We start from the raw sequence: 16,129 nt of genomic DNA, 5'->3' as shown, positions 1-16,129 counted from the left end.
CCACCACTCTCACCACGGGGACGGCGTACATGGTGAACGAGGAGAAGTACCTCGATTACCTCAAGCGGGCGACGACCGATCTGCGCGAGGCCCGACGACGGCTTCGCGAGGTGGAGGAGCGGGACGCCGAGCCGATCGCCATCGTGGCGATGAGCTGCCGATACCCCGGAGGGGTGCACACCCCCGAGGACCTGTGGGAGCTCGTCGCCCACGGCGGCGACGCGGTCTCCGCCTACCCCGCCGACCGCGGCTGGGACACCGACGTCCTCTTCGACCCGGACCCGGACACCGACGGCCGGCCCAGGGAGTACGTCCGCGAGGGCGGCTTCCTGCACGACGCGGCCGAGTTCGACCCGGCGTTCTTCGGCATCTCGCCGCGTGAGGCGCTGGCGATGGACCCGCAGCAGCGGCTGCTGCTGGAGACCTCCTGGGAGGCGTTCGAACGGGCCGGGATCGACCCGACGACACTGCGCGGCAGCCGCACCGGCGTGTTCGCCGGCGTGATGTACCACGACTACGGAGCCCGCCTGTTCGCCGTGCCGGAGGAGGTCGAGGGCTTCCTGGGCAACGGCAGCTCCGGCAGCATCGCGTCGGGCCGGGTGGCCTACACCTTCGGCCTCGAGGGCCCCGCCGTCACCATCGACACGGCCTGTTCCTCCTCGCTCGTCGCCGTCCATCTGGCCGCGCAGGCGCTGCGCTCCGGCGAGTGCACGCTCGCGCTGGCCGGCGGTGTCACCGTCATGTCGACGCCCGGCACCTTCACCGAGTTCAGCCGTCAGCGCGGCCTCGCCCTCGACGGCCGCTGCAAGTCCTTCGCGGACGCCGCCGACGGCACCGGCTGGGGCGAGGGCGCCGGCATGCTGCTCCTGGAGCGCCTGTCCGACGCCGAGCGCAACGGCCACCGGGTGCTCGCCCTCGTCCGGGGCAGCGCGGTCAACCAGGACGGCGCGAGCAGCGGCCTTACCGCGCCCAACGGCCCCTCGCAGCAGCGCGTCATCCGCCAGGCCCTGGCCGCCGCCCGGCTGTCGCCCACCCACATCGACGCCGTGGAGGCGCACGGCACCGGTACGACGCTCGGCGACCCGATCGAGGCGCAGGCGCTGCTCGCCACCTACGGGCAGGGCCGGGAGGACGGCCGCCCGCTGTGGCTGGGTTCCGTCAAGTCCAACATCGGCCACACCCAGGCCGCCGCGGGCGTCGCCGGGATCATCAAGATGGTCATGGCGATGCGGCACGGAGTGCTGCCCCGGACCCTCCACGTCGACGAGCCGACCCGCAACGTCGACTGGTCGGCGGGCGCGGTCTCCCTGCTCACCGAACGGCGCACCTGGCCGGAGACCGGCCGTCCGCGCAGGGCCGCGGTCTCCTCGTTCGGCATCAGCGGCACCAACGCCCACACGGTGCTCGAACAGGCTCCCGAGGACCGGCCCGACGACAGCGCCGTACAGGACCGGCCGGACGGCGGTTCCGTACCGCACCTGTGGCCGCTGTCGGCCAGGACGCCCGAGGCACTGCGGGCCCAGGCCGAACGGCTCCGCGCGCACCTGACCGCCCACCACGGCACGACCGCCGCCGACATCGGCCGCACCCTCGCGACCGGCCGCGCGGCCTTCGACCATCGCGCGGTCGTCGTCGGCCGAGACCTCGACACACTTCTCGCCGGACTCGACGCACTGGTGGCCGGCCAACCCCTCCCGAACGTGGCCCACGGCCGGGCCAGGGCAGGGAAGACGGCGTTCCTGTTCACCGGGCAGGGCAGTCAGCGGCTGGGGATGGGCCGGGAGTTGTACGACGCACATCCCGTGTTCGCCCGGGTGCTGGACGAGGTCTTCGCCCGGTTCGAACTGCCGTTGCGTGCAGCGGTGTTCGGCGATGAGTCCGGAGTTCTGGACCGGACGGCGTACACGCAGCCCGCCCTGTTCGCGGTGGAGGTGGCGCTGTTCCGGCTCCTCGAATCGTGGGGTGTCGAGCCGGACTTCGTCTCCGGTCACTCGATCGGTGAGATCGCGGCGGCGCATTGTGCGGGTGTGCTGTCGCTGGAGGACGCGTGCACGCTGGTGGCCGCGCGGGGCCGGCTGATGCAGGAGTTGCCGTCCGGTGGTGCGATGGTGGCGGTGCAGGCGACCGAGGACGAGGTCACCCCGTACTTGACGGACGCCGTGAGCATCGCGGCGGTCAACGGTCCAGCCTCCGTGGTGGTCGCCGGTGACGAGGACGCCGTACTGGAGATCGCCGCCCGCTTCGAGGCGCAGGGGCGCAAGACCCGTCGCCTGACGGTCAGTCACGCGTTCCACTCGCCGCACATGGACGGGATGCTGGAGGCGTTCCGCCGGGTAGCCGAGGGCTTGTCGTACGAGGCCCCGCGCATCCCGGTCGTCTCCAACCTCACCGGCGCCCTCGCGACCCCGGACGAGCTCACCAGCCCCGACTTCTGGGTCCGTCACGTCCGTGAGGCGGTCCGTTTCCACGACGGCATCCGCACGCTCGAAGCCCAGAACGTCACCACCTTCATCGAGCTCGGCCCGGACGGTGTGCTCTCGGCGATGGCGCAGGACTGCGTCAGCGGTGACGGCCACGCCTTCGTCCCCGTGCTGCGCCAGGGACGGGCGGAGGCCGAGAGTGCGGCCGCCGCTCTGGCCCAGGCCCACGTACGAGGTGTGCCGATCGCGTGGAGCGAGGTGTACGCCGGGGCCGGGAGGCACCAGGTCGAGCTGCCGACCTACGCCTTCCAGCGCGAGAGGTACTGGCTGGACAGCGGCTACCCGCTCGGGGACGTGACCTCGGCCGGGCTCGGCGCGGCCGACCACCCGCTGCTGGGGGCGGCCGTCGCCCTCGCCGACACCGACGGCTTCCTCTACACCGGCCGGCTGGCGCTCGACACCCACCCGTGGCTCGCCGACCACACGGTCATGGGCTCGGTGCTGCTGCCCGGCTCTGCCTTCGTGGAACTGGCGTTCCGCGCCGGTGACCAGGTCGGCTGCGACCACCTGGAGGAGATCACCCTCGAGGCGCCGCTGGTCCTGCCCGCGACGGCCGGGGTCCAGATCCAGCTGTGGGTCGGCCCGCCGGACGGGTCGGGCCGGCGCTCGCTGTCCGTGTACTCGCGGTCCGAGGAGGCGCCCGCCGACGCGCCGTGGACCCGGCATGCCGCGGGTGTGCTGACCACGGGGACCGTGCCGGCCGGGACCGCCGACCTGACGGTCTGGCCCCCCGAAGGCGCGGTCGCGCTGCCCCTCGACGGTCTGTACGACGGGCTGAGCGACGCGGGCCTCGTGTACGGACCCGACTTCCAGGGCGTGCGGGCCGCCTGGCGGCGCGGCGAGGAGATCTTCGCCGAGGTCGAACTGGGCGACGGCCAGCGGCCGCAGGCCGGCTCCTACGGGCTGCACCCGGCCCTGCTGGACTCGGCGCTGCACGCCCTCGGGCTCGGTGGAGTGGTGGCCGACGACGGCCCGGGCCGGCTGCCGTTCTCCTGGAGCGGAGTGTCGCTGCAGGCCGTCGGCGCGTCGGCCGCACGCGTGCGGCTGGCGGGCACCGGGCGGCCGGACGCGGTGTCCGTGACCGTCGCCGACGCCGTCGGCCGGCCCGTCGCCCGCGTCGACGAGCTGACGCTGCGCACGGTGTCGCCGGATCAGGTCCGCACCGGTCACCACGAGTCGCTCTTCCGGATCGAGTGGGCGGCCGTCCCGGTGCCCCCGGTGATCCCCGCCGGCCGGTGGGCCGTACTGGGTGACGGAGAGGCCGGACCGGTCGCCGACGCGGATCGGTACGCGGACCTGGACGGCCTGCGAGCCGCCCTCGACGCGGGTTCGGCCACCGTGCCCGACACGGTCCTGGCCACGTTCACGTCCCCGGACGCGGACACCGGCGCCGAGGCGGTGACCGAGGCGACCGGGCGCGCCCTGGGCCTGCTGCGGTCCTGGCTGGCCGACGAACGGTTCGCCGACGCCCGGCTGGTCTTCGTCACCCGTGGCGCGGTGGCCGCGGGCAGCGGCGAGACGGCCGGCGACCTGACGCACGCCGCCCTGTGGGGGCTGGTGCGTTCGGCGCAGTCGGAGCACCCGGAGCGCTTCGTCCTCGTCGACCTGGACGGTTCCTCCACCGCGCTTCCGGCCGCCCTGGCCTGCGGCGAGCCGGAGATCGCCGTGCGCGGGGGAGGGCTGCGGGCACCGCGGCTGGCCCGCGCGGCCGTCACCGACCCGAGCACGCGGCCCTACGACCCCCACGGCACGGTCCTCGTCACCGGCGCCACCGGCACACTGGGCGGCCTCGTCGCCCGCCACCTGGTGGCCGAGCACGGGGTACGCCACCTGCTGCTCGTCAGCCGCCGCGGCGGCGCCGGCGCGACCGGGCTGACCGCCGCACTGGAACAGGCGGGCGCCCAGGTCACCTGGGCCGCCTGCGACGTCGCCGACCGCGCCGCGCTTGCGGCCGTACTGGCCGGCGTTCCCCAGGCACATCCGCTGACCGCCGTCCTGCACACCGCCGGGGTGCTGGACGACGGTGTCGTCGGCTCGCTGACCACCGAGCGGCTTGGGCGCGTGTTGCGCCCCAAGGTGCACGCGGCACTCCATCTGCACGAGCTGACACAGGAGATGGACCTGTCGTCGTTCGTGCTGTTCTCCTCGGCCGCGGGCGTCTTCGGCAGCCCCGGCCAGGCCAACTACGCCGCCGCCAACACCTTCCTGGACGCCCTCGCCCACCACCGGCGCGCCCTGGGCCTGCCCGCGGTGTCGCTCGCCTGGGGGCTGTGGGACGCCGACGGCGGCATGGCGGGCGGCCTGGACGCCTCGGACGTCGAGCGGATGAACCGCGGCGGGGTGCGCGGCCTGCCCGCGGCCGAGGGCCTGCGGCTCCTGGACGCGGCCGCCTCGTCCTGCGAAGCCCTGCTGGTTCCCGCCCGGCTCGACCTGACCGCGCTGCGCGCCGACGCTGCCGCCGGCACTGTGCCGCCGTTGCTGCGCGGCCTGGTCCGGGTCCCCGCCCGCCGGACCGCCGAGCCCCACGGCACCGGCACCGGTGCCTCCTCGCTCGCGCAGGACCTGGCCGGCCTCGGCGAGGCCGAGCAGGAACGCCTTCTGCTGGACCTGGTGCGCACGCATGTCTCGGCGACCCTCGGCCACCACGGCCCGCGCGCGGTCGATCCCGACGCGGCCTTCAAGGAACTCGGCTTCGACTCGCTGACCGCGGTGGAACTGCGCAACCGCCTGAGCGGGGCCACCGGACTGCGGCTCGCCGCCACCCTGGTCTTCGACCACCCCACCTCCGCCGTCCTCGCCCGGCACCTGCACGCCGAGATCATCGGCACGCGCACGGCCGAGACGGCCGCCGCGGTGGTCGCCGACGACCACGAGCCCATCGCGATCGTCGCGATGAGCTGCCGTTACCCGGGCGGGGTCCGTACCCCCGAGGACCTGTGGCAGGCGGTCGCCGCCGGCCTCGACGGGATCACCCCCTTCCCGGCCGACCGGGGCTGGGACGTCGACGGTCTCTACCACCCCGACCCCGACCACCCCGGCACCAGTTACACCCGCGAGGGCGGCTTCCTGCACGACGCGGGCGACTTCGACCCCGCGCTCTTCGGCATCAGCCCGCGCGAGGCTCTCGCCACCGACCCGCAGCAGCGACTGCTGCTGGAGACCGCCTGGGAGGCGTTCGAACGCGCGGGCATCGACCCGGCGTCCCTGCGCGGCAGCCGGACCGGCGTCTTCGCCGGCGTGATGTACCACGACTACGCCTCGCTGCTGGAGCAGGCTCCCGGCGTCGCCGAAGGCTCGCTCGGCTCGGGCGCCACCGGCAGCATCGCCTCCGGCCGGGTGTCCTACACCTTCGGCCTGGAGGGCCCCGCGGTCACCATCGACACGGCCTGCTCGTCGTCGCTGGTCGCCCTGCACCTGGCCGTCCAGGCGCTGCGCACCGGCGAGTGCACGCTCGCCCTGGCCGGCGGCGTCACCGTCATGGCGACGCCCGGCACCTTCGTCGGCTTCAGCCGCCAGCGCGGCCTCGCCGCGGACGGCCGCTGCAAGGCCTTCGCTGCGGGCGCGGACGGCACCGGCTGGTCCGAGGGCGTGGGCCTGCTACTGGTGGAGCGACTGTCGGACGCCCGGAAGAACGGCCATCCCGTGCTGGCGGTGGTCCGCGGTACGGCGGTGAATCAGGACGGTGCGAGCAACGGCCTGACCGCGCCGAACGGTCCGTCGCAGCAGCGGGTGATCCGGCAGGCGCTGGCCAATGCCCGGCTGTCGGCCGCGGACGTCGACGCGGTGGAGGCGCACGGCACCGGTACGAGCCTTGGCGACCCGATCGAGGCGCAGGCGCTCCTGGCCACCTACGGGCAGGAGCATGCCGAGGACCGGCCGCTGTGGCTGGGCTCCGTCAAGTCCAACTTCGGTCACACGCAGGCCGCCGCGGGTGTCGCCGGGATCATCAAGATGGTCATGGCGATGCGGCACGGCGTCCTGCCGCGGACCCTGCACGTCGACGAACCCTCGCCGCACGTGGACTGGCGGGCGGGCGCGGTGGAACTGCTGACCGAGGCCCGCCCGTGGCCCGAGACCGGCCGGCCCCGCCGCGCCGCGGTCTCGTCCTTCGGCATCAGCGGTACCAACGCCCACACCATCATCGAGCAGGCCCCGGCGGCCGTCGCGCGCGCACACCCCCAGCCGGAGCCCGTCCGGGCACCGGACCTGATCTGGCCGCTGTCGGCCGGGACCGAGGACGCCCTGCGCGCCCAGGCCGACCGGCTGCGCGGCCACCTGGCCGCCCATCCCGGGCTGCGGCCGGCCGACGTCGGATACACGCTGGCCGCCGGGCGCGCCGCACTGGCACACCGTGCCGCCGTCGTCGGCCACGACCGGGACACCCTGCTCGCGGGCCTGACCGCGCTGGCCGACGGCACACCGGCGGCGGGCCTGCTGCGCGGCCGCGCAGCCTCGGGCGGCCGTACCGCGTTCCTGTTCACCGGCCAGGGAAGCCAGCGCCCCGGTATGGGCCGCGAGCTGCATGCCGCCCACCCCGCCTTCGCGGCAGCCCTGGACGCGGTCTGCGCGGAGCTGGACCGGCACCTGGAACACCCGCTGAAGGACGTCCTGTTCGGCACCGAACGCGAACCCCTGGACCAGACGGCGTACAGCCAGGCCGGACTCTTCGCGCTGGAGGTGGCACTGTTCCGCCGGCTCCAGGAGTGGGGGCTCACCCCCGACTTCCTCGCCGGGCACTCCATCGGCGAACTGGCGGCCGCCCACTGTGCGGGGGTGCTGTCGCTGGAGGACGCCTGCGCGCTGGTCGCCGCCCGTGGCCGGCTGATGCAGGAACTGCCGTCCGGCGGCGCGATGGTGGCGGTGCAGGCCACCGAGGACGAGATCACCCCGTACCTGACCGACGCCGCGAGCATCGCCGCGGTCAACGGCCCCGCGTCCGTGGTCGTCTCCGGCGACGAGGGCGCCGTGCTCGGCATCGCCGCGGCCTTCGAGGAGCGGGACCGCAAGACCAAGCGGCTGACGGTCAGTCACGCCTTCCACTCCCCGCACATGGACGGCATGCTGGACGCCTTCCGCGAGGTCGCCGAAGGCCTGACGTTCCATGCCCCGCGCATCCCCATCGTGTCCACCCTCAACGGCGCCCTCGTCACCGCGGAGGAGATCCGCACCCCGGGCCACTGGGTGCGGCATGTACGCGAGACGGTCCGCTTCTGCGCCGCCGTCCGGGCCCTCGAGGACCAGGGCGTCACCACCTTCGTCGAACTCGGGCCCGACGGTGTACTGTCCGCGCTGGCGCAGGAGTGCGTCACCGGCGAGGGCACCGCCTGCGCCCCCACCCTGCGCGGCGACCGGCCGGAGACCGGCACCCTGACGGCCGCACTCGCCTTCGCCCAGACGCACGGCGCACAGCCGGACTGGGAGGCGGTGTTCGCGGGCACCGGAGCCGACCGCGTCGATCTGCCCACCTACGCCTTCCAGCACCGCAGGTACTGGCCGTCGCCGGCCGGCCGTGCCGGCGGCGACCCGGCCGCGCTCGGACTGGCGGCGGCCGGGCACCCGCTGCTCGGCGCGGCGGTGGAACTCGCCGACGACGACGGGACGGTGTTCACCGGCCGGCTGTCGCCGCGCACCCACCCGTGGCTCGCCGACCACGTCGTGTCGGGCTCGGTGCTGCTGCCGGGCACGGCGTTCGTCGAACTCGTCACCCACGCCGGCGGCCAGGTAGGCTGCGACCGGCTGGAGGAACTCGTCCTCGAAGCACCGCTGATCCTGCCGGAGCACGGCGCGGTGCACGTGCAGCTCGTGCTGGGCGCCCCGGACGACACCGGCCGGCGCCGGGTCACCGTTCACTCGCGCCCGGAGAGCGCGGCCGCCGAGGAGCCGTGGACCCGGCACGCCGACGGCACCCTGGCCACCGGCGCCGACGCGGCCTCCTTCGACCTGGCGGCGTGGCCGCCGCCGCACGCCACCCCCGTCGCGCTGGAGGGACGGTACGCGGACCTGGCCGCCGCCGGTCTGCACTACGGCCCGGCGTTCCAGGGGCTGCGGGCCGCGTGGGTGCGGGGCGAAGACGTCTTCGCCGAGGTCGAACTGCCGCAGGACGAACGGCCACAGGCGGGCGACTACGGCGTCCACCCGGCGCTGCTGGACGCGGTGCTGCACGCCGTCGGACTGGGCGGCTCCCTCACCGCCGACGACGCGGACGGCACGGCACGGCTGCCGTTCTCCTGGAGCGGTGTGACCCTGCACGCGGGGGGTGCCTCCACGCTTCGGGTGCGGCTGACGAAGGCCGGCCCGGACGGCGTCGCCCTGGACGTGGCCGACGGCACCGGACGGCCGGTCGCGTCCGTCGGCTCCCTGGTGCTCCGGACGCTCCCGGCCGAGGGCATCCGCGCCGGTCACCGCCGGTCGCTGTTCCGCCTGGACTGGACACCCGTCGCCGTGCCGGCGGCCTCGTCCACCGGGGACCGGGCCGTCGTCGGTACCGACGACGACCTGCGGAGCCTCGGCATCCACGCCTCCGTACACGCCGATCTCGCGTCCCTGGTGGCCGACATCGCCTCCGGCGCACCCGCGCCGGAGACCGTGATCCTCCCCCTGACCCCTCCCGCCCCCGCCGGTACCGACCGCGCCGAGGCCGTGCGCGGCGCCGCCGTCGCGGCCCTCGCCGCCGTCCACCTCTGGCTGGCCGACGAGCGGTTCGCCGCGTCCCGCCTCGCCTTCGTCACCCGGGGCGCGGTGGCCACAGGGCCCGGCGAGGACGTCACCGACCTGACGCACGCCGCCGTATGGGGCCTGGTGCGATCGGCCCAGTCGGAGCACCCCGGCCGTTTCCTGCTGATCGACTCCGATGGCCTCGCCCACCCCGCACTGCCCGCCGCCCTCACCACGGACGAACCACAACTGGCCCTGCGCAAGGGCCGATTGCTGGCACCCCGGCTGGCCCGCGCCACCGCGACGGCCGACGCCTCCCGCCTCGACCCGGACGGCACCGTCCTGCTCACCGGGGCCACCGGCACCCTGGGCCGCCTGGTGGCCCGGCACCTGGTGGCCGAGCACGGCGTACGGCACCTGCTGCTGACCAGCCGCCGCGGCACCGACGCCGAGGGGGCGACAGACCTCCTGGCCGACCTGCACGACTCGGGCGCAGCCACCGTCCGGCTCGTCGCCTGCGACGCCGCCGACCGGGACGCGCTGGCCGCCCTGCTGCACACCGTCCCCGCGGCGCATCCGCTCACCGCGGTGATCCACTGCGCGGGGGTGCTCGACGACGGGACCATAGGATCGCTGACCCCGGAACGCGTCGAACGGCTCCTGCGCCCCAAGGCCGACGCCGCCCTCAACCTGCACGAACTCACCTGCGACCACGACCTGTCGGCGTTCGTGCTGTTCTCCTCGGCCGCCGGCCTGTTCGGCAGCCCGGGCCAGGCGAACTACGCCGCCGCCAACACGTTCCTCGACGCCCTCGCCCACCACCGCCGCGCCCAGGGTCTCCCGGCCGTCTCCCTCGCCTGGGGGCTGTGGGCCGAACCCGGCGCGATGACCGGCGAGTTGGACCGGGCCGACCTGGACCGGATGAGCCGCGGCGGCGTCACCGCCCTCACCACCGAGGAGGGACTCGACCTCCTCGACGCCGCACTCGCACCGGGCGAGCAGCCGCTGCTCGTTCCGATACGGCTGGACACCGCCGCACTTGGCGCACACGCGGACGACGTACCGCCGCTGCTGCGCGGCCTGGTCCCGGCCCGCCCGCGTCGCAGCACGGAGAGCACCGGACAGCCCGGCGCAGGCTCGCTCGCCCAGCGGCTCGCCGGACTGCCCGACGAGGAACGGCACAGCGTGCTGCTGGACCTCGTCCGAGCCCAGGTCGCCGCCGTGCTGGCCTACGACGCCGCACACCTGATCGAGACGGACCGCTCCTTCCGCGAGCTGGGCTTCGACTCGCTGACAGCGGTCGAACTGCGCAACCGGATCGGCAGCGCCACCGGTCTGCGGCTGCCCGCCACCCTGGTGTTCGACCACCCGACGCCCGTGGTCCTCGCCGAGTTCCTGTACGGAGAGCTGCTCGGCACCGACCCCCGCGCGACGGCCACGCCGGACACCGCGACGACCGCCTCCGGCGACGGCGACCCCATCGCCATCGTCGGACTCGCCTGCCGGTACCCGGGCGGAGTACGCACCCCCGAGGACCTGTGGCGCCTGGTGGCGGAGGGCCATGACGCCATCGCGGAGTTCCCGGACGACCGCGGCTGGGACCTCGACGCGCTCTACCACACCGATCCCGACCGCACCGGCACCAGCTACACCCTCCGCGGTGGCTTCGTCGACGACGCCGCGCACTTCGACGCCGCGTTCTTCGGGATCAGCCCGCGCGAGGCCGTGGCGATGGACCCGCAGCAGCGGCTGCTCCTGGAAACCTCCTGGGAGGCCTTCGAGCGGGCCGGGATCGACCCGGCCTCGCTGCGCGGCAGCCGGACCGGTGTGTTCGCCGGTGTGATGTACCACGACTACGCGTCCCGGCTGTCGGCCCTGCCCGAGGGAGTCGAGGGCTTCCTGGGCACGGGCAACGCCGCTAGCGTGGTCTCCGGACGGCTCGCCTACACCTTCGGCCTGGAGGGCCCGGCCGTCACGGTCGACACGGCCTGCTCCTCGTCGCTGGTCGCCCTGCACCTGGCGGTCCAGGCGCTGCGCAACGGTGAATGCTCGCTCGCACTGGCGGGCGGTGTCACGGTGATGGCGACACCGGCGCCCTTCGTGGAGTTCAGCCGGCAGCGCGGGCTCGCCGCGGACGGCCGCTGCAAGGCGTTCGGCGCGGACGCGGACGGCACCGGCTGGTCCGAAGGCGCGGGTGTGTTGCTGGTGGAGCGGCTGTCGGATGCCCGCCGTAACGGTCACCCGGTGCTGGCGGTGGTCCGCGGCTCGGCGGTGAATCAGGATGGTGCGAGCAATGGTCTGACGGCGCCGAACGGTCCGTCGCAGCAGCGGGTGATCCGGCAGGCGCTGGCGTCGGCGGGTCTGGCGGCGTCGGACGTGGACGCGGTGGAGGCGCACGGTACGGGTACGACGCTGGGTGACCCGATCGAGGCGCAGGCGCTGCTGGCCACCTACGGGCAGGAGCGTGGCGAGGACCGGCCGTTGTGGCTGGGATCGATCAAGTCGAACATCGGTCACACGCAGGCCGCGGCCGGCGTGGCGGGCGTCATCAAGATGGTGATGGCGATGCGGCACGGTGTGCTGCCGCGGACCCTGCACGTGGACGAGCCGACGCCGCACGTGGACTGGGCGGCGGGCGAGGTGTCGCTGCTGACCGAGGCCCGGGACTGGCCGGAGACCGGCCGCCCGCGCCGGGCCGCCATCTCCTCGTTCGGCTTCAGCGGCACCAACGCCCACACGATCATCGAGCAGCCGCCCGCGGCCACGGACAAGCCCGCTCCCGAGGCGGCACCGCCGGTGGTGCCGTGGGTGCTCTCCGGCCGGACCGAGGACGCGCTCGGGGCCCAGGCGGAACGACTGCGCGCCCACCTGCTCGACGCCGGCGAGGAGTATGCCCCCGTGGACGTCGGCTACTCGCTCGCGGCCCACAGGGCCGCGTTCGACCGGCGTGCGGTGGTCGTGGCGGGTGGCCGTGACGGTCTGCTGGCGGGGCTTGGGGCTCTGGCCGAGGGACGCGGTGCGGCGGCCGGCCTGGTGACCGGGTCCGTGGTGGCGGGCAAGACGGCGTTCCTGTTCACCGGGCAGGGCAGCCAGCGGCTCGGCATGGGCCGGGAGCTGTACGACGCCTACCCCGTGTTCGCCGATGCGCTGGACGAGGTCTTCGCGCGGTTCGAACTGCCGCTGCGGGAAGCGGTGTTCGGCGATGACGCTCAGCTGATCGACCAGACGGCGTATACGCAGCCCGCCCTGTTCGCGGTGGAGGTGGCGCTGTTCCGGCTGCTGGAATCGTGGCGTATCAGGCCGGACTTCGTCTCCGGTCATTCGATCGGTGAGATCGCGGCGGCGCATTGTGCGGGTGTGCTCTCGCTGGAGGACGCCTGCACCCTGGTCGCTGCGCGCGGCCGGCTGATGCAGGAGCTGCCCGCCGGTGGCGCGATGGTGGCCGTCCAGGCGACCGAGGACGAGGTCACGCCGTACCTGACCGACACCGTGAGCATCGCCGCCGTCAACGGCCCCACCTCCGTGGTCGTGGCCGGTGACGAGGACGCCGTACTGGACATCGCCGCTTCCTTCGAGGCGCAGGGCCGGAAGACCAAGCGCCTGACGGTCAGTCACGCCTTCCACTCGCCGCACATGGACGGCATGCTGGAGGCGTTCCGCCGGGTTGCCGAGGGCCTGTCGTACGAGGCTCCGCGCATCCCGGTCGTCTCGAACCTCACCGGCGCTCTCGCGACCGCGGAGGAGATCACCAGCTCCGGCTTCTGGGTCCGCCATGTCCGTGAGGCGGTCCGTTTCCACGACGGAGTCCGGGAGCTGGAGGCCCAGAACGTCACCACGTTCATCGAGCTCGGCCCCGACGGTGTCCTGTCGGCGATGGCGCAGGACTGCGTGACCGGCGAGGACCACGCGTTCGTACCGGTGCTCCGCGCGGGCCGTCCGGAGCCGGAAACCCTGACCACGGCCCTCGCGCACGCCCACACCCGGGGCATCGCGGTCGACTGGCAGGCCTACTACGCCGGCACCGGCGCCCGACGCGTCGACCTGCCCACGTATGCCTTCCAGCACCGGCGTTTCTGGTTGGAGGCGCCGGCGGGCTGGGTGGGTGATGTGGTGTCGGCCGGGTTGGAGGCGGCCGGGCATCCGTTGCTCGGTGCCGCGGCGGAACTGCCGGACCGCGAAGGGTTCGTGTTCACCGGGCGGCTGTCCCTCGACACGCCCCCCTGGCTCGCGGAGCACACGGTGTCGGGTGCCGTGCTGCTGCCGGGCGCCGCGATGGTCGAGCTGGCAGTGTGCGCCGGGGATCAGGTGGGCTGCGACCTGGTCGAACAGCTCGTCCTCGAAGCTCCCATGGTGCTGCCCGAACGGGGCGCGCTCCAGCTGCGGTTGACCGTAGGGGAGCCGGACCAGTCCGAACACCGCTCCCTTGGGCTGTATTCGCGCCCTCAGGACGCGTCCGCCGACGAGCCGTGGACCCGGCACGCCGCTGGTGTCCTGGCCGGTGCCCCGCTGGAGCCTGCCATCGCGCAGGCGGTACCCGAGTGGCCGCCACCCGGTGCCGAGACCGTCGACGTCGACGGGCTGTACGACGATCTCGCCGCCCTGGGACTCGGCTACGGCCCGGCCTTCCAGGGTCTGCGCGCCGCCTGGCGGGCCGACGGCGAAGTGTTCGCCGAGGTGGCGCTCGCCGGGGAACAGCGGGACGAGGCCGGTGCCTACGGGCTCCACCCGGCGCTGTTCGACGCGGCCCTGCACGCCATCGGGCTGGGCGACTTCTTCCCGGCGGACGAGGACACGGCCGAACCTCGCACGGCCCGGCTGCCGTTCGCCTGGGAAGGCGTACGGCTGCACGCCGAGGGCGCGACGGCGGTGCGCGTGAGGGTGTCGCCGGCCGGTACGGACGCCGTCTCCCTGACGTTGGCCGACGAGACCGGGGCACCGGTCGCCTCGGTGGACTCGCTCGTGCTGCGCCCGCTCGTCGCCGACCACGCCGGTCGGGGTCACCATGACGCCCTGTGGCGCCTCGACTGGACGCCGCTGCCCGCAGCCGGTGAGGCGTACGCGCCCGCCGCGGACGGCCTGCCGAGGTGGGCCGTCGCGGGCGGCGACGACCTGAAGCTGGGTGCCGCCCTGAAGCGAGCCGGCGGACAGGTCGCCGCGTACGACGACCTGCGGGCGCTCGCCGACGCCGTCGCCGACGGGGATCCGGCACCGGAGATCGTGTTCTCCTCCTGCGTACCCGACCTGGCCCGCACCGCCGGTGTCGCCGCCGCGGCCCGCGAGGCGACCAGCGCGGTGCTCGGGCTGGTCCATGAGTGGCTCGCCGACGACCGCTTCTCCTTGGGCCCGTTGGCGGGCACGCGGCTCGCCCTGGTGACGCGCGGCGCGGTCGCCGCCGGCCCGGACGAGGACGTCGACGACCTGGTCCACTCGGCCCTGTGGGGACTGGTGAGGTCGGCGCAGGCGGAACATCCGGGCCGGTTCCTGCTGCTCGACCTCGACGGCGAGGACGGCCCGCTCCAGGCGCTGGCCGGCGTCCTGACCGGAGCGTCCGACGAGGCACAGCTCGCCGTGCGCGCCGGTTCGGTCCACGTGCCGCGGCTCGCCAGGGTCCCGTCCACCGAGGTCCGGCCGCGACCGGACCTCGACCCCGAGGGGACGGTACTGATCACCGGCGCCACCGGAACGCTCGGCCGCCTGCTGGCCCGGCACCTCGTCACCGCGCACGGAGTGCGGCACCTGCTGCTGGTCAGCCGGCGCGGCGCGGCGGCCGACGGCGCCCGTGAACTGGCCGCCGAGCTGGGCGAGACGGGAGCCACGGTGACCTGGGCGGCCTGTGACACGGCGGACCGCGAGGCCCTGGCCGCCGTCCTGGACGCGATCCCGGAGGAGCATCCGCTCACCGCCGTCGTGCACTCCGCCGGCGTGCTGGACGACGGTGTCGTCGAAGCGCTCACCTCCGAGCGCGTCGAGCGCGTCATGCGGCCCAAGGTGGACGCGGCCTGGAACCTGCACGAGCTGACCCGCGGTCACGACCTGTCGGCGTTCGTGCTGTTCTCCTCCGCAGCGGGTGTCTTCGGCAACCCCGGGCAGGCCAACTACGCTGCGGCGAACACCTTCCTCGACGCGCTCGCCCTGCACCGCCGTGCCCAGGGTCTTCCGGCGGTGTCCGTCGCCTGGGGGCTGTGGGGCGAGGGTGACGGCATGGCGGCCACGCTGGACGAGGTCGGCCGGCAGCGGATCAGCAGGGGCAGCATGTCCGCCCTTGGCACCGACGAAGGCCTGGCGCTGTTCGACCTGGCCGGTGCGCTGGAGGAGGGGCTGCTGGTGGCCGCCCGCCTCGACCTCGGCCGTCCGCCGGCCGCGGCCGGCGGGGGCGCCGGGACAGTGCCGCCGCTGATGCGCGGACTGGTCCGTGCCCCCCGGCGCCGTACGGCCGCGGGCACGAGCGACTCCGACACGCGGACCTTCGCCGAACGCCTCGCCGGACTGTCCGCGGCCGAACGGGACCGGATCCTGCTCGATCTGGTACGCACCCAGGTGGCCGCCGTGCTCGGACACCAGCAGGCGGCCGCGGTCGAGCCGGACGCGGCCTTCAAGGAACTCGGCTTCGACTCGCTGACCGCGGTGGAACTGCGCAACCGCCTGAGCGGGGCCACCGGACTGCGGCTCGCCGCCACCCTGGTCTTCGACTACCCCACGCCCGGCGCCCTGGCCGGTCACCTCCGCACGCGGCTCCCGCAGCCGGATGGTGCCCCGTCCGTGTTCGGCGACCTCGACCGTCTCGAAGCCGCACTGGCCGGACTGAGCTCCGGCGAGACGGCACCGGACAGCGTCACCCGTTCGCGGATCACCATGCGCCTGCAGGCCCTGATGGCCAGGTGGGACGACGCCCAGGGGCCGGCGGACGACGCCGCCGACCCAGACAACGATCTTGAAACAGCCACAGATGACGAGCTTTTCGACCTGCTCGACGACGAGCTCGGCTCGTCCTGAGA

The 16,129-nt window shown here is 74.4% G+C and carries 1 protein-coding gene; it reads left to right on the top strand.

The genetic code is table 11. From position 1 onward, the window contains the following. Positions 1-29 precede the first annotated feature (29 nt). Positions 30-16,127 carry an SDR family NAD(P)-dependent oxidoreductase gene (locus ACWCQS_RS41045; RefSeq protein WP_451009231.1) on the top strand — a complete coding sequence of 5,366 codons (16,098 nt, stop codon included), beginning with the start codon at positions 30-32 and terminating at the stop codon, positions 16,125-16,127. The last annotated feature ends 2 nt before the right edge of the window (positions 16,128-16,129 follow it).

Source organism: Streptomyces sp. NPDC002076 (genome assembly GCF_053593835.1).
The sequence above is the reverse complement of the archived record's forward strand: the minus strand, read 5'-3'. Positions and strand labels throughout refer to the sequence as shown.

Bases quoted from the DNA above. Each gene is read 5' to 3' on its own strand.
- ACWCQS_RS41045 (WP_451009231.1), top strand. From the start codon at position 30: ATGGTGAACGAGGAGAAGTACCTCGATTACCTCAAGCGGGCGACGACC.